This window comes from Coprococcus aceti (genome assembly GCF_025567285.1).
Lineage (GTDB): Bacteria > Bacillota > Clostridia > Lachnospirales > Lachnospiraceae > Coprococcus > Coprococcus aceti.
In genome coordinates this window covers 115,554-138,392 of the sequence record NZ_JAOQJT010000009.1, presented here as the reverse complement: position 1 = coordinate 138,392, position 22,839 = coordinate 115,554, and the positions used below count along the sequence as shown (strand labels likewise).

The 22,839-nt window shown below is 45.9% G+C and carries 21 protein-coding genes and 2 pseudogenes; 17 read left to right on the top strand and 6 right to left on the bottom strand.

The window, feature by feature from the left end; all coding sequences use genetic code 11:
• The coding region (gene abc-f / locus OCV54_RS12090) for a ribosomal protection-like ABC-F family protein (protein WP_055224219.1) at positions 1–1,788 on the bottom strand (1,788 nt) is incomplete at its 3' end.
• A 238-nt stretch (positions 1,789–2,026) separates the two neighbouring features.
• On the opposite strand from abc-f, the gene OCV54_RS12085 reads away from it, so the two are divergent.
• From OCV54_RS12085 to OCV54_RS12030, 12 genes and pseudogenes are all read left to right on the top strand, one after another.
• Complete coding sequence (locus tag OCV54_RS12085) at positions 2,027–3,823, top strand: nucleotidyltransferase family protein (RefSeq protein WP_015533093.1); 1,797 nt, start codon at positions 2,027–2,029, stop codon at positions 3,821–3,823.
• A gap of 18 nt (positions 3,824–3,841) precedes the next feature.
• Positions 3,842–4,891: an FAD:protein FMN transferase gene (locus OCV54_RS12080; protein WP_055144876.1), complete on the top strand. Its 1,050-nt coding sequence runs from the start codon at positions 3,842–3,844 to the stop codon at positions 4,889–4,891.
• A 9-nt stretch (positions 4,892–4,900) separates the two neighbouring features.
• Positions 4,901–5,269, top strand: a complete 369-nt coding sequence (locus OCV54_RS12075) for a NusG domain II-containing protein (protein WP_055224216.1) — start codon at positions 4,901–4,903, stop codon at positions 5,267–5,269.
• Positions 5,259–5,816, top strand: coding sequence for a Gx transporter family protein (locus tag OCV54_RS12070; protein ID WP_022216220.1), 558 nt, complete (start codon positions 5,259–5,261; stop codon positions 5,814–5,816). The genes OCV54_RS12075 and OCV54_RS12070 overlap by 11 nt, the downstream gene beginning before the upstream one ends.
• Before the next feature lie 219 nt (positions 5,817–6,035).
• A complete protein-coding gene (rsxC, locus tag OCV54_RS12065) occupies positions 6,036–7,361 on the top strand; it encodes an electron transport complex subunit RsxC (RefSeq protein ID WP_015533097.1) in 1,326 nt (441 codons plus the stop codon).
• Positions 7,362–7,373: 12 nt separating this feature from the next.
• A pseudogene (locus OCV54_RS14865) lies at positions 7,374–8,306 on the top strand (RnfABCDGE type electron transport complex subunit D); the annotation flags it as partial.
• A gap of 48 nt (positions 8,307–8,354) precedes the next feature.
• Positions 8,355–8,999 carry an RnfABCDGE type electron transport complex subunit G gene (locus tag OCV54_RS14860; protein ID WP_308936786.1) on the top strand — a complete coding sequence of 215 codons (645 nt, stop codon included), beginning with the start codon at positions 8,355–8,357 and terminating at the stop codon, positions 8,997–8,999.
• A pseudogene (rsxE, locus tag OCV54_RS14855) lies at positions 8,999–9,640 on the top strand (electron transport complex subunit RsxE); the annotation flags it as partial. The gene OCV54_RS14860 and the pseudogene rsxE, both read left to right, overlap by 1 nt.
• A 650-nt stretch (positions 9,641–10,290) precedes the next feature.
• Complete coding sequence (locus tag OCV54_RS12045) at positions 10,291–10,863, top strand: electron transport complex protein RnfA (RefSeq protein ID WP_015533099.1); 573 nt, start codon at positions 10,291–10,293, stop codon at positions 10,861–10,863.
• Positions 10,864–10,876: 13 nt separating this feature from the next.
• The gene (locus tag OCV54_RS12040) at positions 10,877–11,662 is read left to right on the top strand and encodes an RnfABCDGE type electron transport complex subunit B (RefSeq protein WP_015533100.1); all 786 of its coding nucleotides are present in this window, start codon (positions 10,877–10,879) and stop codon (positions 11,660–11,662) included.
• Between the two features lie 41 nt (positions 11,663–11,703).
• The gene (nrdR, locus tag OCV54_RS12035; protein ID WP_015533101.1) at positions 11,704–12,171 is read left to right on the top strand and encodes a transcriptional regulator NrdR; all 468 of its coding nucleotides are present in this window, start codon (positions 11,704–11,706) and stop codon (positions 12,169–12,171) included.
• Positions 12,168–12,788: a YigZ family protein gene (locus OCV54_RS12030; protein ID WP_015533102.1), complete on the top strand. Its 621-nt coding sequence runs from the start codon at positions 12,168–12,170 to the stop codon at positions 12,786–12,788. Before nrdR ends, OCV54_RS12030 begins: the two co-directional genes overlap by 4 nt.
• On the opposite strand, the gene OCV54_RS12025 is transcribed toward OCV54_RS12030, so the two are convergent.
• Genes OCV54_RS12025 through OCV54_RS12010 form a run of 4 tightly spaced genes read right to left on the bottom strand, consistent with a single transcriptional unit; the run spans position 12,739 to position 15,820 of the window.
• A complete protein-coding gene (locus tag OCV54_RS12025) occupies positions 12,739–13,728 on the bottom strand; it encodes an ABC transporter permease (protein ID WP_055224213.1) in 990 nt (329 codons plus the stop codon). The genes OCV54_RS12030 and OCV54_RS12025 overlap by 50 nt on opposite strands.
• An 18-nt stretch (positions 13,729–13,746) precedes the next feature.
• Entirely contained in the window at positions 13,747–14,862 is a 1,116-nt protein-coding gene (locus OCV54_RS12020) for an ABC transporter permease (RefSeq protein ID WP_082431333.1), read from the bottom strand.
• Between the two features lie 19 nt (positions 14,863–14,881).
• Positions 14,882–15,547, bottom strand: a complete 666-nt coding sequence (locus OCV54_RS12015; protein WP_055224210.1) for an ATP-binding cassette domain-containing protein — start codon at positions 15,545–15,547, stop codon at positions 14,882–14,884.
• Positions 15,548–15,820, bottom strand: a complete 273-nt coding sequence (locus OCV54_RS12010) for a hypothetical protein (protein ID WP_015533105.1) — start codon at positions 15,818–15,820, stop codon at positions 15,548–15,550.
• Between the two features lie 181 nt (positions 15,821–16,001).
• On the opposite strand from OCV54_RS12010, the gene OCV54_RS12005 reads away from it, so the two are divergent.
• The 3 genes from OCV54_RS12005 to yajC all read left to right on the top strand — a co-directional run bounded on the left by OCV54_RS12005 (position 16,002) and on the right by yajC (position 19,486).
• Entirely contained in the window at positions 16,002–17,648 is a 1,647-nt protein-coding gene (locus tag OCV54_RS12005; protein WP_242859655.1) for a S1C family serine protease, read from the top strand.
• Positions 17,649–17,958: 310 nt separating this feature from the next.
• Positions 17,959–19,092 (top strand): tRNA guanosine(34) transglycosylase Tgt, encoded by a 1,134-nt coding sequence (tgt, locus tag OCV54_RS12000; RefSeq protein ID WP_015533107.1) that lies wholly within the window; start codon positions 17,959–17,961, stop codon positions 19,090–19,092.
• Positions 19,093–19,111: 19 nt separating this feature from the next.
• Complete coding sequence (gene yajC / locus OCV54_RS11995; RefSeq protein WP_015533108.1) at positions 19,112–19,486, top strand: preprotein translocase subunit YajC; 375 nt, start codon at positions 19,112–19,114, stop codon at positions 19,484–19,486.
• Between the two features lie 35 nt (positions 19,487–19,521).
• Here yajC and OCV54_RS11990 read toward each other — a convergent pair whose 3' ends face one another.
• Entirely contained in the window at positions 19,522–20,439 is a 918-nt protein-coding gene (locus OCV54_RS11990; protein ID WP_022216212.1) for a PHP domain-containing protein, read from the bottom strand.
• Positions 20,440–20,795: 356 nt separating this feature from the next.
• Here OCV54_RS11990 and OCV54_RS11985 point away from each other — a divergent pair, with 356 nt between their 5' ends.
• Both OCV54_RS11985 and OCV54_RS11980 read left to right on the top strand, forming a co-directional pair.
• Positions 20,796–21,497 carry an iron-sulfur cluster assembly scaffold protein gene (locus OCV54_RS11985; RefSeq protein ID WP_004853825.1) on the top strand — a complete coding sequence of 234 codons (702 nt, stop codon included), beginning with the start codon at positions 20,796–20,798 and terminating at the stop codon, positions 21,495–21,497.
• 29 nt (positions 21,498–21,526) lie between these two features.
• On the top strand, positions 21,527–22,537 hold the full coding sequence (locus OCV54_RS11980; RefSeq protein WP_004853826.1) for a GGGtGRT protein: 1,011 nt from the start codon (positions 21,527–21,529) through the stop codon (positions 22,535–22,537).
• The last annotated feature ends 302 nt before the right edge of the window (positions 22,538–22,839 follow it).

Genomic DNA, 22,839 nt, shown 5'->3' with positions numbered 1-22,839 from the left:
GTTCTCAAGTTCCTCGATGGATGCCTCAAGCTTCTTCAGGTCATTTGCCTTCTTGCGCTGCCTTGCCGCCTCAGCTTTGCTTTCCTGCCATGAGAGCTTGGCCTGTGAGACAGCGGGAGCGGTCTGGGCCGGTGCGTCAGAGACTCCGCTTATTGGAGTGAATGGACTTACTAAATCTGTGGAATACGTTCTGTGGGTCTCGTAGTAATCGTAATTGCCTATATAGCTTGTGAGCTGTTTGTCCCTTAACTCGATGATCCTTGTGGCCGTCTGGTTGATGAAGTATCTGTCGTGGGATACATACAGGACAGTGCCGGTGTAGTTCCTTATGGCATTCTCCAGTATCTCTTTTGATGTGATATCCAGGTGGTTCGTCGGCTCATCCAGAATAAGAAAGTTGGCGGAAGAGAGCATCAGTTTGGCAAGGGACACACGTCCACGCTCGCCACCTGACAGATCCTGTATCCTCTTGAACACGTCCTCACCTGTGAAGAGGAATGCCGCAAGGACATTACGGATTCTGGTGTTGGACAGATCAGGGTAGGCGTCGCTTATCTCATCGAATATGGTGTTGGACATCGTGAGTACCTGATGTTCCTGATCGTAGTAACCAATCTTGACGCGTGATCCAAGTATGATAGCTCCGGCATCTTTGGATACAAGCCTGTTGATCATCTTCAGTATGGTTGTCTTTCCGGTTCCATTTCCACCTATCAGGGCGACGTGTTCGCCACGTTTGATATCCATATCTATTCCTGAGAACAGATTATTGTCGCCAAATGATTTGGAGAGTCCTTCAATCGTAAGAACATCCTCGCCGCTTAAGACATTTGGCTCAAGAGTGATCCTCATCTCGGATGCAACCTCGGTTGGCTTGTCGAGACGTTCTATACGTGAGAGCATCTTCTCACGGCTCTCTGCACGTTTGATGGACTTCTCACGGTTGAACTGCTTGAGCTTCGTGATGACCTCCTCCTGATGCTTGATCTCCTGTTGCTGGTTGAGATATGCCTTCATCATGTTCTCACGGATCTCTGCACGCTTTTGTGCGAAGTAGGTGTAGTTGCCATTGTATACCTGGCTGTGGCCATTGTCGAGCTCGACTATCTTGGTCACGATCTTGTCGAGGAAATAACGATCGTGGGAGACGATGATGACGCTTCCCTGGTAGGATGACAGGAAGCCCTCAAGCCATGAGATGGATTCCATGTCCAGATGGTTTGTCGGCTCATCGAGGATGATGATATCCGGCTTCACCATGAGGAGTCTGCCGAGTGCAAGTCTTGTCCTCTGGCCACCGGACAGAGAGTCCGTGTGGCGGTCATAATCCTCCTTGGAGAAACCTAGTCCTTTGAGAACTCCATTTGCCTCGCTCTCACAGCTATAGCCGTTCTTATATTCGAATTCGTGGGTGTAGCGGTTGTAGAGCTCCAGAGATTTCTCAAGCTCCTCACCGGACTGCTCAGCCATGGTGTGTTCCAGTTCGCGCATCCTGTCCTGAAGCTCAAGGATAGGCTTTAGTGCATCCATCATGACACCGCGGACAGTGGTGTTGTAATTGCTCTCCTGATACTGGGACAGATAGCCGATGGTTCTGTCCTTTGACACTATGACCTGACCGGAGTCAGCACTTTCCTCACCCATTATTATCTTGAGAAGAGTGGTCTTGCCGGCGCCGTTTATGCCGACTATAGCCATTTTCTCCTTTTCCTCAAGATGAAAAGAAATATTGTCCAATATAACATCTGTGCCAAATGCTTTGCAGATGTTCTGACAGTCTAAAATCATAATTTAACCTCTCATTTGTGTTCTAGCCTTTTAATTATATATACAAGCCTTTACTTTCGCAAGAAAATGGAGTGGATTTTATACTATAAGGGTGGAATTGCACTGTTTTTTATAAAATGTTCATATTATTTTAAGCAAAATACACAATTATTGTGATATACTAGATAAAGATATGCGTGGATATAGGAAAGACGCCGCAGGGCGGATTGATATATAATTACAGAAAAGGAATGATGGAATGGATTATAGCATCTATGACTATAATAGTGACGAGAAGCTTCTTCAGGAACAGGAGATAGAGGAGATCAACAATGTGAAGATGAGTCTGCTCAACACTCTTGTCACGAAGCTGAACAATGCGGGAATATATTTTAACAGTACATCGAGAATCAAGTCAGAATCGTCACTTCTGCACAAGCTGGAGACTGGTAAATACTCCATGCAGGAAGGAGGAAGAAAGATTCAGGATATCATAGGTATACGAATCAACCTGTTCTATCTGGAGGACATGGATATATGTGAGAAGATACTTGAGGAGACGTTTCTTCTGGACAATTGGTCCAAGACGAAGAATGAGGAGAACAAATTTGAGGCACAGAAATGTAACGGTGTGTTCAGGATACCGAGCAAATATCTGCGAAACATACCTGCAAGTGTGTGGAACAAGCCATTTGATCAGACATTTGAGGTACAGCTCAGGACGGTGCTCTTCGAGGGTTGGCATGAGATAGAGCATGAGATGAGATATAAGTATAAGCTGGGTTCTGATTCCAAGGAGACCGATCTGTGGACTGGACATGAGGATCTGTCCAGAGTCATGAACAGTATCATAGCCAATCTGGAGCTGTGCGACTGGTCTATCATGCAGATTTTCAACAGTATTCACGACTCACAGTACAAGGAGAAGAACTGGGAGAATGCCATAAGAAGCAAATACAGGCTCAGGATCACGCAGGATCCGCTTAAGCCTGAGCTCAGGGAATATCTGGACAACAATCCGGATATCGTGGCGCAGTTCCACACTGTGAGCAAGCGCGAACTGGTTGAGATTCTGCTCAACAAGAAGTATCACAAGGAGCTGACTCCTGACAGAGTTATTTATCTGATCAACAAGGAGATAGTCCACAACGAGTATATATCAAGGCTGCTTGACAAGGAGCAGTTCGTTCCAGCGGTAAGACCAGAGGTGAAAACTGAGATAAAGCCTATGGTTCCGAATGTTGTGTACAGCCACAGGGTAGGAATACCTGCGGCGGGTTATGACAAGGCGTGTGAGATCATATACAAATGGGTCAGAGAGCACATCAGTATGGTGTTCCCACAGATGCCCGAGGAACTCACGAGTGTGGATTATTCCACCATAGGATATAAGGTATATATAACATATGAGGCCGGTGAGTTTCATATGGATTTCCAGCACATAAGCAATTCAGAGGCTGGTGTTATATGGCATGTGACAGTGGATATGGTGAGTGCCGGGGATATATATGATGTGAATGTGGAGAACATATGTGAGACCATCAACGTCAAGGAGAGAAGATACAGCAGGCCAAAGTTCATGAAGGATATGTTCAATCAGGTTGGCTTTGTAGACGCCGGGATAGTCATGGAGGAGGGATCAAGCCCTGAGGAGATCAGCTATGACAAGCTGAATGCGATTGTTGAGAGCCCTGACAGATATATGCCGATCATAGTCATAGTGAAGCCGGATGAGATACCGGACTGGGCGATAGACTGTGATGGATATATACTCAGAACGGATATGCTGAAGAAGACCCTCAACGGTTTGTGTCATGTATATCTGTGCAGTGGAGACTGCAAGAAGCGCTACGAGGAGGAGTACGGTAAGGAATCCGTGGATGGTGGAGTTATGATGTGGGAGAAGAACAGTAACTACCCGATATTCTACTCCATGGATATCATCAACCAGAGCTTCTTCGAGGAGGTAAACCACAGCATCAATGAGAATGTGGAGTACGAGAAATCCTTCAGATATTCGCTGAGAGAACAGGTTCACGACGAATATCTGAAATAACACAGAGGTAGGCAGACCATGAAGAAATGGTACAGGATAGCAGCCGTAGTGGTTGTCATGGTGGCTGTGATTGCTATGGTCATCATATCAGGCGTGAGACGGTCAGGTGAAAGTGAATATACAAGGAACACGATCACCATGGGAACGGCTGCGTCATTTACAGTGTATGGAAGCCATGGCAGTGAGAATATAGACGGGATGCTGAAGCTCATAGACAGCCTGGACAAGGATGTGCTGTCATGGCGCTCAGCGGACTCTGAGATATACAGGGTGAACACCACATATAAGCCTGATGAGGATATCACGGTGAGCAGCGAGCTTGCGGGTGTGCTGAAGCAGACGCTTGACATATCGAGGGCTCATGACGATCTGCTGGATATCACCATACGGCCTTTGGCGGATGTGTGGGGGATAGAAGATGGCAGGACAGAGATTCCATCACAGGCGGATATAGACAGTGCACTGAGGCTGGTGGATGTGTCAAAGGTAAGTGTGGATGGCGATACGTTAAGGATATCAGAGCCTGGTATGATGCTTGATCTGGGAGCAGTCGGCAAGGGATATGGCTGCGACATGGCAGCAGAGTATCTCAAGGGTACTGATGCGGCCGGTGCATGTGTGGCCCTGGGCGGAAGTATAGTTGTGTACGGAAGCAAGCCTGATGGTACAGCCTGGAAGGTCGGTGTCAAGGATCCGAGAGCCGGAGAGGGAACGACCATGGGTGTCATAAGCTTTGGCGATGGGGAGACGGCATTTGTATCCACATCGGGAGATTATGAAAAGTATTTTGAGCAGGATGGCAGGAGATACCACCACATACTTGATCCCCGGACAGGATATCCGGCATGGAATGGCACTATAGCGGCCACGGTAGTGTGTGATAACGGACTGACCAGTGACGCCTTGTCCACACTGTGTATGCTGATGGATAAGGATAAGGCTATGAAGACCATTCAGGAGTATGGTGCGGAGGCCGTCATCATAGATGAGGATAAGAATGTGTATGTCAGTGAAGGCCTGAAGGACCGATTCACCATAACGGCAGAAGACTATAAATTGGCAGAGTGATGTGAAGATATGGCAGGATGGTTTAGAAAAAAAGATCTGATATTGTGTGTAGTCCTTTTAGTAGCGGGAATTATATGCTGGCTTGTCATGCGGCTTGTGCTTCCGACGGGCAATACCGCGGATGTGTATATAGATGACAAACTGGTGCAGACCATAGACATGACAGTCGACGATACCTATGAGTTCAACACGGACAGGGGCAGCAACACTGTTGTGGTTGAATCTGGGAAGATCAGTGTCGGTGATGCGGACTGCCCGGATAAGGTGTGTGTGAATATGGGCTGGAAGAGCAGGAGAGGAGAGACTATAACCTGTCTTCCGCACAAGCTTGTCATAGAGATACAAGGTGGCAGGGAAAGAGATATAGATGTGCAGTAGAGATAAAAATGATCAGAAAAGTTCAGAGACGGCGGTGGATAGAATGCATGGCTGGAGTACAAAAAGGATCACATACACAGGTATGTTCGTGGCCATAGCCATGGTATTTTCCTATCTTGAATCCATGATCCCGGTGAATATAGCTGTTCCGGGAATCAAGCTGGGACTTGCAAATATGGTCACCATAGTTGTCATGTACAGGCTGAGGATATCAGATGCGTGGATAGTGTCACTGGTGAGAGTGGTGCTGTCGTCGCTGTTGTTTGGCAATATGACGGTTATGGTATACAGCATGGCGGGAGCGGTGTTGTCACTTCTGGTCATGACGCTTTGCAGGAAAAAGGATCTGTTTGGTCTCCTTGGAACGAGCATACTAGGCGGAGTGAGCCACAACGCAGGGCAAATAGCAATGGCAGCACTTCTCATGAAGAGTGGCAATATCATGTTGTATATGCCGGTGCTGTGCATATCGGGAACTATAGCCGGTGTGTGCATAGGCCTGGCGGGGGCTGTGCTTGTCAGAAAGCTTCCGTCCATAGAATATTAGAATGATATCCGAATGAATTTATAAATGATCACATGTAAGATACAGAAAAGACATAAGTGTCTATATCTTATATGTGATCGTTTTTTTTGCGGATAAGCAGAAGAATTTCCATATTTTAAAATGATAATATATCCCCATTTAGGTTGTTTTTGAGGGCTTAAAGCGTTATTATATAGGGAGATTTTTTTAATAAAAATATATAAGGAAAAGAGGTAGAACATGGGTTTGTTAACATTTCTGGGCGGAATTCATCCATATGAAGGCAAAGAATTGTCAATGGAAAAGCCTGTCAGAGAATACCTTCCAAAAGGTGACTGCGTGTACCCGCTGAGTCAGCATATAGGGGCACCGGCCACACCTATAGTGAAGAAGGGCGACAGAGTCCTGGTTGGTCAGAAGATTGCGGAGACCAGTGGCTTCGTGTCAGCGAATATACATTCATCCATATCGGGAAAGGTCAAGGCAATCGAGCCGAGATATGTGCCTGGTGGATCAAAGGTTGAATCAATAGTTGTAGAGAATGATGGCCTGTTTGAGGAGATCGACTTTGCAGCAAATGTAAAAGATCTGTCCACTCTGTATAGAGAGGATGTGAAGGAGATCATCAAGGAGGCCGGAATAGTAGGAATGGGCGGCGCCGGTTTCCCTGCAAATGTCAAGCTGTCCCCGAAGAACGAGGATGCGATCGACTACATAATAGTAAATGGCGCAGAGTGTGAGCCATATCTTACTTCGGATTACAGAAGGATGATGGAGGAACCGGACAAGCTGATACTGGGACTTGAGATATGTATCAATCTGTTTGATCATGCAAAGGGAATCATCGCCATAGAGGATAATAAGCCTGAGGCAATAGAACTTCTCAGGGATAAGGTAAAGGACAATGACAAGATCGAAGTCCATGTGATGAAGACCAAGTACCCTCAGGGTGCCGAGCGTCAGCTCATATATGCTAACACTGGAAGATATGTCAACTCCAAGATGCTTCCAGCGGATGCTGGATGTATAGTTCACAATGTTGATACCATCGTGTCCATATATGAGGCAGTTATAGAGGGAAGACCACTCTACACAAGGATAGTCACCATAACAGGTGATGCCATAGAGAATCCATGCAATCTTATGGTGAGGATAGGAACAAACTGTCAGGAGCTTATAGAGGCTGCGGGTGGATTTAAGGATGGTGTGGTTCCTGAGAAGGTGATCTCAGGCGGTCCTATGATGGGAAAGGCACTTTTCTCATTGGATGTTCCTGCAACCAAGGGAGTGTCGGCACTGCTGTGTATGACACATGACGAGGTGGCAGACCTTGAACCGAGCAACTGTATCAGATGCGGACGCTGTGTTGATGTGTGTCCGGGACGTATTGTTCCTTCGATGCTTGCTTCACTGGCTGAGCATGGGGATACAGAGGGATTCCTGGCTCACAACGGAATGGAGTGTTGTGAGTGTGGATGCTGTTCGTATGTGTGTCCGGCGAAGAGACATCTGACACAGACCATTGCGGGAACAAGAAAATCCATCATTGCGAATAAAAAGAAGTAGGAGGTGTACACATTGGATAATACATTTAAGATTTCGTCATCTCCACATGTCAGAGATAAACGAAGTACACAGAGCATTATGCTGGATGTGATCATTGCTTTGCTTCCGGCAACCGTATTTGGAATCATCAACTTCGAGCTGAACGCTATGATACTTATACTCACATGCGTGGTCTCATGCGTGCTGTTTGAGTGGCTGTACCAGAAGATGATGAACAGAAAAGTAACCATAGGCGATCTCAGTGCAGTTGTAACAGGACTTCTTCTTGCACTGAACCTCTCACCGGATGTACCGGTGTGGATGGCGATACTCGGAAGTGCATTTGCCATTATAATAGTTAAACAGCTCTTTGGAGGACTGGGATTCAACTTCATGAATCCAGCGCTGGGCGCAAGATGTTTCCTTCTCATATCATTTGCAGGAAGAATGACATCATTCTCGTATGATGGTGTGACAACTGCTACACCTCTTGCAGTGCTCAAGAACACAGGGGATCTGGCAAATGTCAATGTACTCAATATGTTTCTTGGAAATATACCGGGAACCATAGGTGAGACATCAGTTGTATGTTTACTTGTTGGTGCGGCTTATCTTCTGATCAGAAGAGTTATAAAGCCGGTTATTCCATTTACATATATAGGAACATTTGCGGTGCTCATTATGATATATGCGGTTGCATCGGGTAGAGGTTTTGATCTTACATTCCTCGCAGCACACCTGTGCGGTGGTGGTCTGATGCTTGGAGCATTCTTTATGGCAACTGACTATGTTACATCACCTATCACACCTGCGGGTAAGGTTGTGTTTGGTGTGATACTTGGTATACTCACATTCTGTTTCAGAATATACGGAGGATCAGCAGAGGGCGTATCATATGCGATCATATTCTCCAACCTGCTTGTGCCACTCATTGAGAGATGGACACAGCCGAAGAGCTTCGGAGAGGGCGCAGAGCTTGCAGCCCAGGGTGACACAGCCGGAACAAAGTCCAAGATGGATACAAAGTCGATTGTTATAGCAACTATAGCAATCATGATAATCACAGTCATAGCAGGATTTGCACTGGCTTATGTATATAAGATCACAAAGGATCCTATAGCAGTTACAGAGCAGAAAGCAAAGGAAGAGGCATATAAGGCGGTATTCGATGATGCGGATTCGTTTGACAGCTATGCTGACTTTGATGCCGATGCGGCTGCAAAGATCCTGTCAGATGCCGGATATAACGCAGATATAGATGAGATCGTGGAAGCAAAGGGCAGCGATGGTTCAGCACTTGGATATGTTGTGACTGTCACATCACATGAGGCGTATAGTGGAGACCTTCAGCTTGCCATGGGAGTCAGAGCGGATGGAACGACAAATGGAATTTCATTCCTGTCACTCTCAGAGACTGCAGGACTTGGTATGGAGGCTGACACAGACAGCTTCAAGTCGCAGTTTGCAGGCAAGAAGGTCGACAAGTTCCAGTACACCAAGTCAGGTGCAACAGTGGACGAGGAGATAGATGCCCTGTCAGGAGCTACCATCACAACAAATGCGGTTACCAATGCGGTGAATGCGGGACTTGAGTATGTGAAGTCCATAAATGGCGGTGCTGCTGATTCATCTGCAGCGTCGAACGGAGGTGACAAGTAATGGGAAAATGTACAGAGCGTTTATATAATGGTATTGTGAAAGAGAACCCGACCTTCGTACAGATGCTTGGAATGTGTCCGACACTTGCGGTTACATCATCAGCTATCAATGGCGCAGGAATGGGACTCACGACCACATGTATCCTGGTGCTCAGCAACTTCATGATCTCAGCACTCAGAAAGGTTATACCTGATAAGGTCAGAATACCATCATTTATAGTTATCATAGCTTCGTTTGTTACTATCATACAGTTTCTGCTGCAGGCGTACCTGCCATCACTCAACAGCAGCCTTGGACTGTATATACCACTTATAGTTGTAAACTGTATCATCCTTGGTCGTGCCGAGGCATATGCTTCCAAGAACAAGGTACTTCCATCTATATTTGATGGACTTGGAATGGGCCTTGGATTTACAGTTGGCCTTACACTTATAGGAATGTTCAGAGAGCTTGTCGGAAAGGGCTGTGTATTTGGATTCCAGATACTTGGAGATGGCAACTTACTTCAGAACTCATCGGGAATTATAAAGGGTATAGGCAATGCACTCAGCCTGTACACACCTATAACAATATTCGTACTTGCACCTGGTGCATTCTTCGTGCTTGCATTCATCATAGCATTTATCAACAAGAGAAATGCAAAGAAGGCAGCCGAGGCACTGGCAAATGGAGAGGAGATCCCGGCAGCATGCAGACCGGACTCATGTGCAGGCTGTATCAATGCAGCATGTTGTGGCAAGCTGGTTTCAGAGACTCCGGCTCCTGTAAAGACAGCAGAGGCTCCGGCGAAACCTTCAGCGGATTCAAAACAGGTTAAGAAGCAGGAAGAGACACCTGCAGCGGCAGATAAGGATGCAGCAAAGAATACAGCGCCAGAGGCTGACAAGCCAGATGAGGCGAAGAAGGATGAGTCAAGACTCAGCCCATATGCACCGACCAGAGAGTCAGTCCTCGCCGACATAAAGCTTGTTCCGAATGCGACAGGAAAGATGCTTAAGGAGCATGCTGAGGAAGTTCAGCAGGAAAAGACGCCAGATGAGGAGCAGCAGACTGTTGCAGAGACTCAGTCAGACAGTCAGGACAATCTCCAGAATGAGAAGTCAACAGAGCAGCCAGCCGCAGAACAGGAAGTAGCAGACAAAGTGGCAGCAGAGCAGCCATCAACGGATCAGCCGACGGAAGCAGAGCAGCCAGAACACTCTGCAGAGAACGAGCCAGCAGATTCCGACATAAAGCTCAAGGAGACAATGGCTCATATAAAGAAGAAAAAAGGAAAGGGAGGTAAGAGATAATGAATATTTTATTGTTAGCCATCGGAGCGGCACTTGTAAATAATGTTATCCTCAGCCAGTTCCTTGGACTGTGTCCTTTCCTTGGAGTGTCCAAGAGTGTCAACACAGCAACCGGAATGGGAGCAGCGGTTGTGTTCGTCATGACCATAGCTTCATTTGTCACCAGCGTTGTGTATTACGGCATACTGAGAAGATTCGGACTTGAGTACCTCAACACCATAGTGTTCATCCTTGTGATCGCAGCACTTGTACAGTTTGTTGAGATGTTCCTCAAGAAGAAGGTCAAGTCATTGTATGAATCACTTGGAGTTTACCTTCCACTGATCACGACCAACTGTGCCGTGCTTGGTATCGCTCTCTCAAATGTACAGAGCGGTTACGGTATACTTGAGAGTACCATCAACGGATGTGGCTCTGCAGTCGGATTTACTATAGCCATAGTGATACTTGCAGGAATCAGAGAGAGACTTGAGCACAGTCCTATACCTGAGGCGTTCAAGGGAACCCCTATAGTTCTCATCACATCAGGTCTTATGGCGATCGCGTTCTTCGGTTTCTCAGGATTGATATAAGGAGGGTGCGGATATGACAGGAATATTGATAGCTGTGGCAGTCGTCGCAGGCGTAGGTATTGTGATAGGTATCCTTCTGGGTGTCGCAGGAGAAAAATTTAAGGTAGAAGTAGATGAGAAAGAAATAGCAGTAAGAGAGCTCCTTCCGGGAAATAACTGCGGTGGATGTGGTTATCCGGGATGTGACGGACTGGCAGCGGCCATCGCCAAAGGTGAGATGCCGCCATCAGCGTGTCCTGTTGGAGGCGAGGCAGTGGCAGCGAAGATCAGTGAGGTCATGGGCGTGGAAAACGCTGAAAATACAAGGTATGTGGCATTTGTCAAGTGTGCAGGAGACTGCGAGAAGGCGAAGGATGTATACGAGTATGTTGGACCAAGGGACTGTAAGCTGGCACAGAACAATCCAAACAGCGGTCCTAAGGCATGTACATATGGATGTACAGGTTATGGCTCATGTAAGGCAGTATGTGAGTTCGGGGCTATTGACATTATAGATGGAATTGCGGTAATTAATAAGGAGAAGTGTAAGGCATGCGGCAAATGTGTCACAGAGTGCCCGAGACACTTGATAGAGCTGGTTCCATATGATGCAGAGAGACTTGTCAGATGTAATTCCCATGACAAGGGTCTTCAGGTCAAGGCAGCCTGCAGCGCAGGATGTATCGGATGTACACTGTGTGCAAGGAACTGTGAGGCTGGAGCCATCACGATAGACAGAAACCTTGCTCACATAGATCCGGAGAAGTGTACAAATTGTGGTGCATGTAAGGCCAAGTGCCCAGTAAAGATAATATCGTAAGAAGGTCCCTCCGAAGGTGGGAGATATAAGGAGAAAATTATATGAGATGTCCATTTTGCTCAGCAGATGATACAAAGGTTATCGATTCCAGACCAGCGGAGGATGGAAGTGCGATCAGAAGAAGAAGACAGTGTGACGCCTGTGGTAAGAGATTTACCACATATGAGAAGGTGGAGACCATACCTCTCATAGTCATCAAGAAGGACAAGAACAGAGAGACTTATGACCGTTCCAAGATAGAGTCAGGTGTCATAAAGTCATGCCATAAGCGTCCGGTTTCAGCGGAAGCAGTCACAAAGTGCATAGATGACATAGAGAACACCATCTTCAACATGGAAGTGAGAGAGATAGAGAGCACGACCATAGGTGAGATAGTCATGGATAAGATCAAGGATCTTGATCAGGTAGCCTATGTAAGATTTGCATCAGTGTACAGAGAGTTCAAGGATGTGAATACATTTATGGATGAGCTGGGCAAGCTGCTCACCAGCAATTCGGAGAAGCGATGATAGAGACATACAACACGATATTACAGGAGGGGCAGGACGAGATAGTCGAGAAGAAATCACGATTCATCGGCTATGCAGTCCCTGTGTCCTCGGAGGAAGAGGCATATGCCTTTGTCGAGAAGATCAGGAAGCAGCACTATGATGCAAGGCACAACTGCTATGCATTTGCCATAGGCAGCGAGAATACATTGCTAAGATTCTCTGATGACGGAGAACCGCAGGGAACGGCTGGAAAACCCATCCTGGAGGTTATCACGGGGAATGCGGTGGTTAATATATGTATAGTGGTCACAAGGTATTTTGGTGGAACACTGCTCGGAACAGGTGGTCTTGTGAGAGCATACACCGAGGCAGCCAAGCTTGCACTGTCTGATGCGGGTATACATAAGATGCAGCTTATGAAGCTGGTGAAGATAACCACGAACTACAACGATTCGGGTAAGGTACAATATCTTCTCAGCAACAGTGATGCACTGATAGACAGTACGGATTACACTGCAGATGTGTGCTTCAATGTGGCGGTGCCGGCTGACAGCTATGGATGTCTGGTAAAGCAGATCACAGAGTCTACATCTGCGAGAGCATTGATAGAAGACTCAGGAGAAGAGTACAGATGATGATGAATGGCAGAGCTATAGTAAATATCTTATAGCGCCTGAATATCACTCTGAATATGAGTGCAGCAGCAAGGCTGATGACTGACACTGCGGCGATATGCAGCAGGACATTGAGACAGCCATTGGTGCCGGAATATATGATCAAGGATATAAAGCTGATAATGGCAGCGGGAATAATTCCCGCTGCTATATTTTTTACACAGAATCCGGCTTTTTTTCTGGAGGAGAGGATAGAGTAAGCCCCACAGTCCAGATCCCGGAGATAGTTCTGAAGTCCCATGAGAGAACACACGAACAAAGTTATGTAAACCAATATTTCCACAGGAAAATTGTTTGGCGCAATATCTGTCGATGCCGTGTATTTTCCGGTGAGTCCGCTCTCGATGGTGAAAATGTCCTCATTTTCGATATATCCCTTAAATCTATCACTGATGTATTCTGACATCTGGGTCTCGTCGTATGGGACATTTGCCAGATAACGATCCTGGAGCATACATACAGACATGTCTGCCGCATATGCATACAGGAGGGCGGCATACACGGATTCTTCGGACACAGACTGGAATGAGCTTCCATCGGTTGTATACACGGTTATGTGGCGCTTCCCGTCAGAGTGGATCATTGATTCACTGAAACCATCAGGAACCATGTACGCGGAGTCGATCCTGCCGGATGCTACATCATCCTTCATGTCTTTCAGGGATTCATAGTGCCTGAAGGTAAATCCCGTGGATGTCGATGTGAGATACGACAGGAAAGCATCCGTGTGTTCGTCAGAACTTTCAATATACACGCCGGACACGATCTCGGTGCTTTGCTTTCTGGCTGGCAGAAAGCTCACAGCGATCAGCACAGCGGGGATGACCAGCAGAACGACGATCATGGCGGGACGGCACAGTATTCTCTTTATAAGTAAGTTTATCTGTCTTATATGGTTCATAGATGTATCTCCGTAAATTTATGATAAATATATGCACAGTGTCTGCACAATCTTATTGAGCAGCGATCCATGGCATATATCCTTTGCAAAGTTTGGAAGCATGGCTTCCGGTATGAATAAGCCGCTCACATAGGCCAGTATGACAGTGACTACAGTGAGAAGCAGTGTGCAGCCGTGTATCCCTGCGGGAACCAGACTTATGAGCAGCGTATATACCGCGACACATGTAGCTATGACGATTCCGAATAGTATCCCGCTCATGTGGATATTTACATGCAGTTCATCGATAAACAGTGAGGCCAGGGCGAGAGCCATGTATACAGTTATATAAAGGATATACAGCCATATGAACATGGATATGAAATTGCTGACATTGCGTCTGACTTTGCCAATTCCCTGTGACCTGAGCTTTGTTATGTAAGAGGCTGGGAGGTCGAGCAGGAATGGGAAGAAAACAACGCTGCACAGCATCATCATGAGAAGGACCGCCGCACTTGTGTAGAAGTCGGTGGTATTTGCTGCTCTGGTTGCATTTATTTTGTCGACGGTGAAGTTGGCAGTCCTGTCAAGAACCTTAGTCATGAACATGGCATTTACATCGTTGCTGAGCGTGTCCTGAATATCCTCGGGAAGCTCCATGTTCCTTCCTATCGCCTGAACCGAATATATGGCCGCCTGGGATATGCCAAGCATGGAGGATGTGGAGCGGAAGAGGTCATTCAGCACAAATGTATCGATGGACCGGTTGTCAGAATAGTATACCTCGACAGGTGTGTTCGTTCCGTCCATGATGTCGCTTATGATATTGTCAGGGACGTAGATCACAGCGAACAGGTCTCCGTCAGAGAGCCTTGAAAGGGCTGTATCCTTGTCTGAAAATTCTGTGAATACACATGATGAGTGGTAGCTGTCCATATCAGATATCGTGTTGTATGCCATCTGTGCGGTTTTTGAATCTGCACTCATCACGATTCCGATTGAAAGTGGTTCGGAGCGGTCATCAGAGTAGATAAAAGAGTTCGCGTTTAACGCAAGACACAGGAAAACCGTCATCATGACAAATGCTGCGACTACCATGTATATTCCATAATGAGCTATTCTTTTCAAATCAGTTCGTATAAGTCGGTAAAACATAAAACTCCTTTAGATAAAGCTATGATCTGATCAGATTGATGTAGGTTTCAGGTGAGGTGTATCCGGGTGAGATATTTCTGTCTATGGCCAGTTGGATGTGTCCATTTTTCAGTGTGTATATCTTGTTGCATATATCCAGCGCAGATGTCTCATGTGTGGCGATGATGACACTTCCTCCATGTGATATGTAATTCTGGAGATAGCTCAGTATCCCGTTCTTGCATAGAAGATCAAGCGAGGCCAGAGGTTCATCGAGAAGAAGCAGATCCGGGTCAGACATCATCGTGATGGCAAGGCTTAGCCTCTTCTTCATTCCACCGGAGAGCTTTGAGACACGTTTGTCCAGAAATGAATCCACACCGAGAGACTGACATATGCTCATATTGTGGGAGTTCATGACTGTTTTCCTGCTTCCGGGGTGCCACAGTCTGATGTTGTCAATGGCTGTGAGTTCCGGTATGAGTGGATTGTCCTGTGGGAGCAGAGCAGCATTTGCCTGACAGTCGAAACCGAAGCACCCTGAGTCTGGCTTTATGTTTCTGGATAGTATTCCCAGCAGGGTGGATTTACCCGATCCGTTGATTCCCAGAAGGGCGATGCATTCACCTGGGGATACGGACAGTGACACATCTGTCAGAACTTTATTTTTGCCGTAGCTTTTGCTCACTGAAGAGACAGAAAACATCTAGTATTCCTCCTCTATTACCTGAAAATCAAGGTAGTCAAAATCTATATCCTCCACAAAGTTATCCGCTGTGAATCTGGTTCTGGCGTGGTGGATAAACTCATCCTTATTCTTCTTAAGCCACACCGGCTTTGCCAGGTCAAACTCGTAGCACATATCCTCAAGGGCCTTGTATACCTTGTGGGTACGCGTCATCTCGTAGTCGGATATGCATATCACGGTATCCTTCATGAGGTGGTTATCTTTTATAAGTTTTCCCCATACTCTAAACATATATTATCCTCCATAAGGGTTATTTGAGATCGTACATGACTAGTATATAACATTTGTGCACAGAATTAAAACAATAAAGACACAAATATGACACATTTACTGCGTATAGTAACAACTGTAAGAAAGAGAAAGGTACCGATTACAGGAATTAAGATAATAAAGATGCGAAAGGATGATAGAGATGGAACAGGAAAACAAGAACCAGATGAATGGAAATAGTGGTCAGGCACCACAGCAGGATGGTCTGTATCATTACAGCTATATGAACAATAGAGGAGATTCAAGATTTGACAGACCTTCAACAAATGCTTCACAGCAGACACAGAATGTTCAGGGCGCACAGTCAGCGCAGAACAATCAGACAGCCGGTGTACATGGCTCAGCACAGAACGCTCAGACTGCCGGCGCACAGAGTTCATCGCAGAATGCTCAAACAGTCGGTACACAGAACGCTTCATATTCAGGTTTTCAGAGAAATGTAAATGGCATGGAAGCATGGTATGACAGCCAGAGAATGAATCAGGGCTATCAGAATCAGGCAGGCAATCAAATGAACAATATGGGAACAGGAAAGCCTTCAGATAACAATATGAGACAGAAGAAGGCAAAAGATAAGAAGCCAAAGAACAGGAAGAGCGGATTTGGCAAGAAGGCAGCAGGTGTGGTTGCAGCGGCTGTTGTATTCGGACTTGTGGCAGGCGTTGTATTCCAGGGGGTCAGATATGGATCGGATAAGCTTCTCGACAAAGATTCGCAGACCACAACAGAGCAGAGTGCTGAGGGTTCAACAGAGAACAATGCACCACAGCTCAAGCAGGCATCATCAGACACGACAAGTACAGTGTACGATGTGTCAACGGTTGCCAAGAAGGTTATGCCTTCCATCGTATCGATCACAGGAACATACGTAACAACATATGATTACTGGTTCAATTCATATCAGCAGGAGTCAACAGGAGCCGGTTCAGGTATCATCATCGGCAAGGATGACCAGTACCTGTATCTTGCAACTAATTATCATGTGGTACAGAATGCTAAGTCACTGTCAGTTACATTTGTCGATGACAAGAGTGCAGATGCGGTGGTAAAGGGATACGTTGAGAACAATGATATAGCAGTTGTCACAGTTAAGCTTTCGGACATATCGGATGACACTTTGAATGAGATAAAGGAGATTCAGGTAGGTTCATCGGATGATCTTGCAGTTGGTGATCCGTGCGTGGCAATCGGAAATGCACTTGGATATGGACAGTCAGTTACAGTTGGATATATAAGCGCACTTAACAGAGAGATAAGTGCTTCAGATGAGACAGTAAAGGTACTTCAGACAGATGCAGCCATCAACCCTGGTAACAGTGGTGGTGCCCTTGTCAACATGCAGGGCGAGCTGATCGGTATCAACACAGCCAAGTATTCAGATACAAGCGTTGAGGGTATGGGCTATGCACTTCCTATATCAGATGTACAGGATATAATCAATGACCTGATAGCAGGCAAGAATGTGTCAAATGATGGAACAACATCAGGACAGGCTTACCTCGGTATATCTGCCCAGACCATCACAAGCCAGTACGCACAGCTCCTGAACATGCCTGAGGGTGTATATATCTCATCAGTTGAGCAGGGTTCAGCAGCAGAGGAGTGTGGACTCCAGTCAGGAGATATCATTTGCAGCCTTGACGGTGAGGACATAGCAGATATGGAGACATTCCATGACAAGATCGTGGCCTGCAATCCTGGCGATAAGGTAACTATCGTATACTACAGAAACAACAATGGTAACTACGAGAAGCAGACTGCTACAGCTACGCTGAAGGAGAAGCAGTGATAAGTCAGATAATTCAGTGGTGATTTAGCACGGAGCTAACAGAACTGAAAGCCTATAGATTGATATAACGGCACCTGTAAGTGAAATTACAGGCGCCGTTTTGTATGTAAGATATGTGGCTGTCAAAATTGTAATCTGCCTGCATTGTATCGGAAGTCCTCGTATTCATCCGGTATGCGGTCAAGTTCGGCGGTAAATGCCTGTGGATTGTAAATTTGCTTGCAAATATACTTTAAATGGTGCATTATAAAGAGTACGCTTAAGTATAGCGTAAGATTTGGAAAAATGAAAAAGAAAGGTTTACATAACAATGTACAAAATACTTTGTAAGGATGGAAGGGCAAAGAGAGCTGAATTTCAGACTGTTCACGGAACAGTGCAGACACCTCTGTTCATGAATGTTGGAACGGCAGCAGCCATAAAGGGAGCTGTGGCAACAACGGATCTCAAGGACATAGGATGTCAGATCGAGCTGTCAAATACATATCATCTCCATGTGAGACCTGGGGATAAGATAGTCAAGCAGATGGGCGGTTTACATAAGTTTATGTACTGGGACAGACCGATACTCACTGATTCAGGCGGATTCCAGGTATTCTCCCTGGCGGGACTCAGGAAGATCAAGGAGGAGGGCGTAACCTTCAATTCCCATGTCGATGGACGCAAGATATTCATGGGACCTGAGGAGAGCATGCAGATACAGTCGAATCTGGCATCTACAATAGCCATGGCATTTGACGAGTGTGCCCCTGCACTGGCTGACAGACAGTACGTGGAGAATTCTGTTGCGAGAACAGCCAGATGGCTTGTCAGATGTAAGAATGAGATGGAGAGACTTAACAGTCTGCCGGATACGATCAACAAGAATCAGCTATTGTTTGGAATCAATCAGGGTGCCATATACGAGGATATCAGAATAGATCACGCCAAGAGAATCAGCGAGCTTGATCTCCCGGGATATGCCATAGGAGGACTTGCAGTAGGAGAGACAGCAGAGCAGATGTACCACATACTCGATGTGACCGTTCCGTATCTGCCTGAGGACAGACCGACATACCTCATGGGTGTTGGAACTCCTGCAAATATACTTGAGGCGGTCGACAGAGGTGTTGATTTCTTCGATTGCGTATATCCATCCAGAAATGGACGACACGCCCATGTGTACACGAAGCATGGCAAGATGAATCTCAAGAATGCGAGATTTGAGACAGACGACAGACCTATAGAGGAGGGCTGCGGATGCCCTGCATGCCAGCACTATAGCAGAGCGTACATCAGACACCTGCTCAAGGCAAATGAAATGCTCGGTATGAGATTTTGCGTCTTGCATAATTTGTATTTTTATAATAATATGATGAAAGACATCAGAGAGGCTATTGAAGAAGGAAGATATCAGTCATATAAGAAATCGATGCTTGAGAGCCTTGCTGGTGGAGAAGAGTAATCAAAAAGGAGATTAGAGAATGAATTCACTTTCAACAATTTTATCATCGTCAACAGGAACACAGGCCAGTGGCGGTTCATCAGTTATGTTTATTGTTGTATATATTGCCATATTTGCTGCAATCATTTACTTCATGATGATCAGACCACAGAAGAAGCAGAAGGCCAAGACAGACCAGATGCTTTCACAGATGGAGCCTGGTGATAATATCATGACAACCAGTGGTTTCTACGGAACCATCCTTGATGTGGTTGATGATTCAACTATCATCGTAGAGTTTGGTAACAACAAGAACTGTCGTATACCGATGCACAAGAGCGCTGTTGCAGAGCTTGAGAAGCAGGGATCATCAACAGTCACAGATGATGATAAGGATAAGAAGTCAAAGATATAATAAAGGTATCATCAGAGTAAATAAAAAAGCGGTCATTATACAGTGACCGCTTTTTTTATATCCTGAAATACAGCTTCCGTGATCCGAAGGCCGCCCCTTCCGGTTCCCACGGATATGTCGGGTTTGGCTGCACCGTGGAAGTCGGAACCTCCTGATATGAGGAGCCCGTGTTTTCTGGCGATCTCCCTAAGCCTTCCGGATTCATAGGCATTGTTGGAGGAGTGGTAGACCTCAAGCCCTGAAAGGCCATATGGCTTCAGTTCTTCAAGCATGTCCTCTATCTGTTTATATCCAAATCCGTATATGAGGGGATGGGCGATGAAGGCAGCCTTGCCGTAGGTTCTTATGAGTCTTATGGCATCGGCGGCCGGTATGTCTGGTGTTGGAATGTAATATTTGCATTTCTTGCCCAGATACTTTTTGAACGCCTGGTTCATGTCCCTGCATACGCCTTCGGCTATGAGAATTCTGGCAAAATGAGCTCTTGTGACGACAGTATCAGGATTGCCATGCTGCAGCTTCTCCATGGTCATGTCTATTCCGTCGGCGCGGAATCTCTCACACATCTGCTCGTTTCGGTCGTATCTGGCCTGTTTGATGGCGGCAAGACGGGAGATGAGCTCAGGGTTCTTGTAGTCCATATAGAAGCCCAGAATGTGGATCTCCACACCGTTGTAGATGGCGGACATCTCTATGCCGGGAACTACCTCGATATGATGGTCACTGCTGTCAGAAAAGCCAGAGCAGTTGGTGGAATCACTGTTCTGGATCGGAGGAAGAGTGCTGTTCCAGTTATCTGCATATGTGATTGCATCTGCTACGCCGTCCACTGTGTCGTGGTCGGTTATGGCGATCGCTGCAAGATTCCTGTCAATGGCAAGCTGGCACACCTCTGATGGGGTGCAGGAGCCGTCGGAAGCGGTGGTGTGAAGGTGCATATCTATAAATCTCATGTTGAAAACCTCCGTTTTTATTTTTTATATCATGTATCTGAGCAGCACCTGAAGCGGCGCATGTCTGGGTTGAATGTGCTCTGACAGAAGTATTGTATATCAGATAAATACATATGTTCAAGTGAATATGGTTACGGTCAAATGATATAAGCGGACATATGAACCCTGACAACTGTGCCTTGTTAAAAACTTTCTCAATAAGGCGCGCTGTACTTGATAAAGTACACGCAAATGCGACAAAAATTTTCAATAAGCTATGGACTTCATAACTGTTTTGTGAGAAAATACCACTGATGGTTTGAATTAGAGAATTCGGAACCGCTTTTAAGAATTCATATTTTGAAAGGAGTTTCACAATGATTTACACTAAGGAAGTTGAAAACATGTGCCCTGTAGCAAAGGGTGCAAAGCATGAGCCAGCTCCTATCCCAGAAGAAGGAAAGTGGGTTTACTCAAAGGAAATCAAAGACATCTCTGGTTTTACACATGGTGTAGGCTGGTGTGCACCACAGCAGGGTGCCTGCAAGCTTTCACTTAACGTAAAAGAGGGTGTTATCGAGGAGGCTCTTGTCGAGACTATTGGATGTTCAGGTATGACACATTCAGCAGCTATGGCAGCTGAGATTCTTCAGGGTAAGACAATCCTTGAGGCTCTCAACACTGACCTTGTGTGCGATGCTATCAATACAGCAATGAGAGAGTTATTCCTTCAGATCGTATACGGACGTACACAGAGTGCATTCTCAGATGACGGACTTGCAGTTGGTGCCGGACTTGAGGATCTTGGAAAGGGTCTTCGTTCACAGGTTGGTACAATGTATGCAACAAAGGCTAAGGGTGTTCGTTACCTTGAGATGGCAGAGGGCTATGTAACAGGAATAGCACTTGATGCAGATGACGAAGTTATCGGATATCAGTTCGTTTCTCTTGGAAAGATGACTGACTTTATCAAGAAGGGTGATGACCCTAACACAGCTTGGGAGAAGGCTTCAGGTTCATACGGACGTGTTAAGCCAGAGCAGGGCGCTGTTAAGATCATCGATCCACGTAAAGAGTAGTCGGAAATAGAGGAAAGGAGAACGAGACAATGGCATTATTTGAATCATATGAAAGAAGAATAGACCAGATAAACGCTGTACTTAACAGCTATGGAATCAGCTCAATCGAAGAAGCTGAGAAGATCACAAAGGACGCTGGACTTGACGTTTACAATCAGGTAAAGGGTATTCAGCCAATTTGTTTTGAGAATGCTTGCTGGGCATATACAGTAGGTGCAGCAATCGCAATCAAGAAGGGATGCAGAAAGGCAGCAGACGCAGCAGCAGCTATCGGCGAGGGTCTTCAGGCATTCTGTATACCAGGTTCTGTTGCAGATCATCGTAAGGTTGGTCTTGGACATGGTAACCTTGGTAAGATGTTACTTGAGGAGGAGACAGAGTGCTTCTGTTTCTTAGCAGGTCATGAGTCATTTGCAGCAGCTGAGGGTGCTATCGGTATCGCTGAGAAGGCTAACAAGGTTCGTAAAAAACCTCTTAGAGTTATCCTTAACGGTCTTGGTAAGGATGCAGCTCAGATCATCTCAAGAATCAATGGATTTACATATGTTGAGACAAAGTATGACTACAAGAAGGCTGAGCTCAATGTAGTATACGAGAAGGCATATTCAGATGGTATCCGTGCAACAGTTAAGTGCTACGGCGCTGACGATGTTCAGGAAGGTGTTGCTATCATGCACAAGGAGAACGTTGGTGTATCTATCACAGGTAACTCAACAAACCCTACACGTTTCCAGCATCCAGTTGCAGGTACATACAAGAAGGAGTGTATCGAGCAGGGTAAGAAGTACTTCTCAGTAGCATCAGGCGGTGGTACAGGACGTACACTTCACCCAGATAACATGGCAGCAGGTCCTGCTTCATACGGTATGACAGATACTCTCGGACGTATGCACAGTGATGCACAGTTCGCTGGTTCATCATCAGTTCCTGCACACGTAGAGATGATGGGACTTATCGGTATGGGTAACAACCCTATGGTTGGTGCTACAGTTGCTGTAGCTGTTTCTGTTGAGGAAGCTGCTAACGCTGGTAAGTTCTAAATAAAAACCTAGTATTTAAACGATTTAGAGGGCTTTTAGAGAGATCTAAAGGCTCTCTATTTTTTGTTTTGAAAATACATAGCAAATAATGAGACGGGAGAAATGACATCTGAAAGAATCATGGGAAAGACTCCAAATGGTGGTGACTACTCCGAAATATTTTACTTTGACGAAGATGGAAATTGACAGATCCCCAAAAGGCTGTTAGATGTATAATTAGAGAATGCAAGATGAATTGCGAATTGGTCAATGAGATTTTCGGAGAATGTAATTAGAAAATATTTTGCAGATGCAGGGAGATT

Bases quoted from the DNA above. Each gene is read 5' to 3' on its own strand.
- OCV54_RS12005 (WP_242859655.1), top strand. From the start codon at position 16,002: ATGGAACAGGAAAACAAGAACCAGATGAATGGAAATAGTGGTCAGGCA.
- OCV54_RS12085 (WP_015533093.1), top strand. From the start codon at position 2,027: ATGGATTATAGCATCTATGACTATAATAGTGACGAGAAGCTTCTTCAG.
- OCV54_RS12075 (WP_055224216.1), top strand. From the start codon at position 4,901: ATGGCAGGATGGTTTAGAAAAAAAGATCTGATATTGTGTGTAGTCCTT.
- yajC (WP_015533108.1), top strand. From the start codon at position 19,112: ATGAATTCACTTTCAACAATTTTATCATCGTCAACAGGAACACAGGCC.
- OCV54_RS14860 (WP_308936786.1), top strand. From the start codon at position 8,355: ATGGATACAAAGTCGATTGTTATAGCAACTATAGCAATCATGATAATC.
- OCV54_RS12020 (WP_082431333.1), bottom strand. From the start codon at position 14,862: ATGTTTTACCGACTTATACGAACTGATTTGAAAAGAATAGCTCATTAT.
- OCV54_RS12040 (WP_015533100.1), top strand. From the start codon at position 10,877: ATGACAGGAATATTGATAGCTGTGGCAGTCGTCGCAGGCGTAGGTATT.
- tgt (WP_015533107.1), top strand. From the start codon at position 17,959: ATGTACAAAATACTTTGTAAGGATGGAAGGGCAAAGAGAGCTGAATTT.
- OCV54_RS12010 (WP_015533105.1), bottom strand. From the start codon at position 15,820: ATGTTTAGAGTATGGGGAAAACTTATAAAAGATAACCACCTCATGAAG.
- OCV54_RS12030 (WP_015533102.1), top strand. From the start codon at position 12,168: ATGATAGAGACATACAACACGATATTACAGGAGGGGCAGGACGAGATA.
- OCV54_RS12045 (WP_015533099.1), top strand. From the start codon at position 10,291: ATGAATATTTTATTGTTAGCCATCGGAGCGGCACTTGTAAATAATGTT.
- OCV54_RS12070 (WP_022216220.1), top strand. From the start codon at position 5,259: ATGTGCAGTAGAGATAAAAATGATCAGAAAAGTTCAGAGACGGCGGTG.
- OCV54_RS12015 (WP_055224210.1), bottom strand. From the start codon at position 15,547: ATGTTTTCTGTCTCTTCAGTGAGCAAAAGCTACGGCAAAAATAAAGTT.
- OCV54_RS12080 (WP_055144876.1), top strand. From the start codon at position 3,842: ATGAAGAAATGGTACAGGATAGCAGCCGTAGTGGTTGTCATGGTGGCT.
- OCV54_RS11980 (WP_004853826.1), top strand. From the start codon at position 21,527: ATGGCATTATTTGAATCATATGAAAGAAGAATAGACCAGATAAACGCT.
- OCV54_RS11990 (WP_022216212.1), bottom strand. From the start codon at position 20,439: ATGAGATTTATAGATATGCACCTTCACACCACCGCTTCCGACGGCTCC.
- nrdR (WP_015533101.1), top strand. From the start codon at position 11,704: ATGAGATGTCCATTTTGCTCAGCAGATGATACAAAGGTTATCGATTCC.
- OCV54_RS12025 (WP_055224213.1), bottom strand. From the start codon at position 13,728: ATGAACCATATAAGACAGATAAACTTACTTATAAAGAGAATACTGTGC.
- OCV54_RS11985 (WP_004853825.1), top strand. From the start codon at position 20,796: ATGATTTACACTAAGGAAGTTGAAAACATGTGCCCTGTAGCAAAGGGT.
- rsxC (WP_015533097.1), top strand. From the start codon at position 6,036: ATGGGTTTGTTAACATTTCTGGGCGGAATTCATCCATATGAAGGCAAA.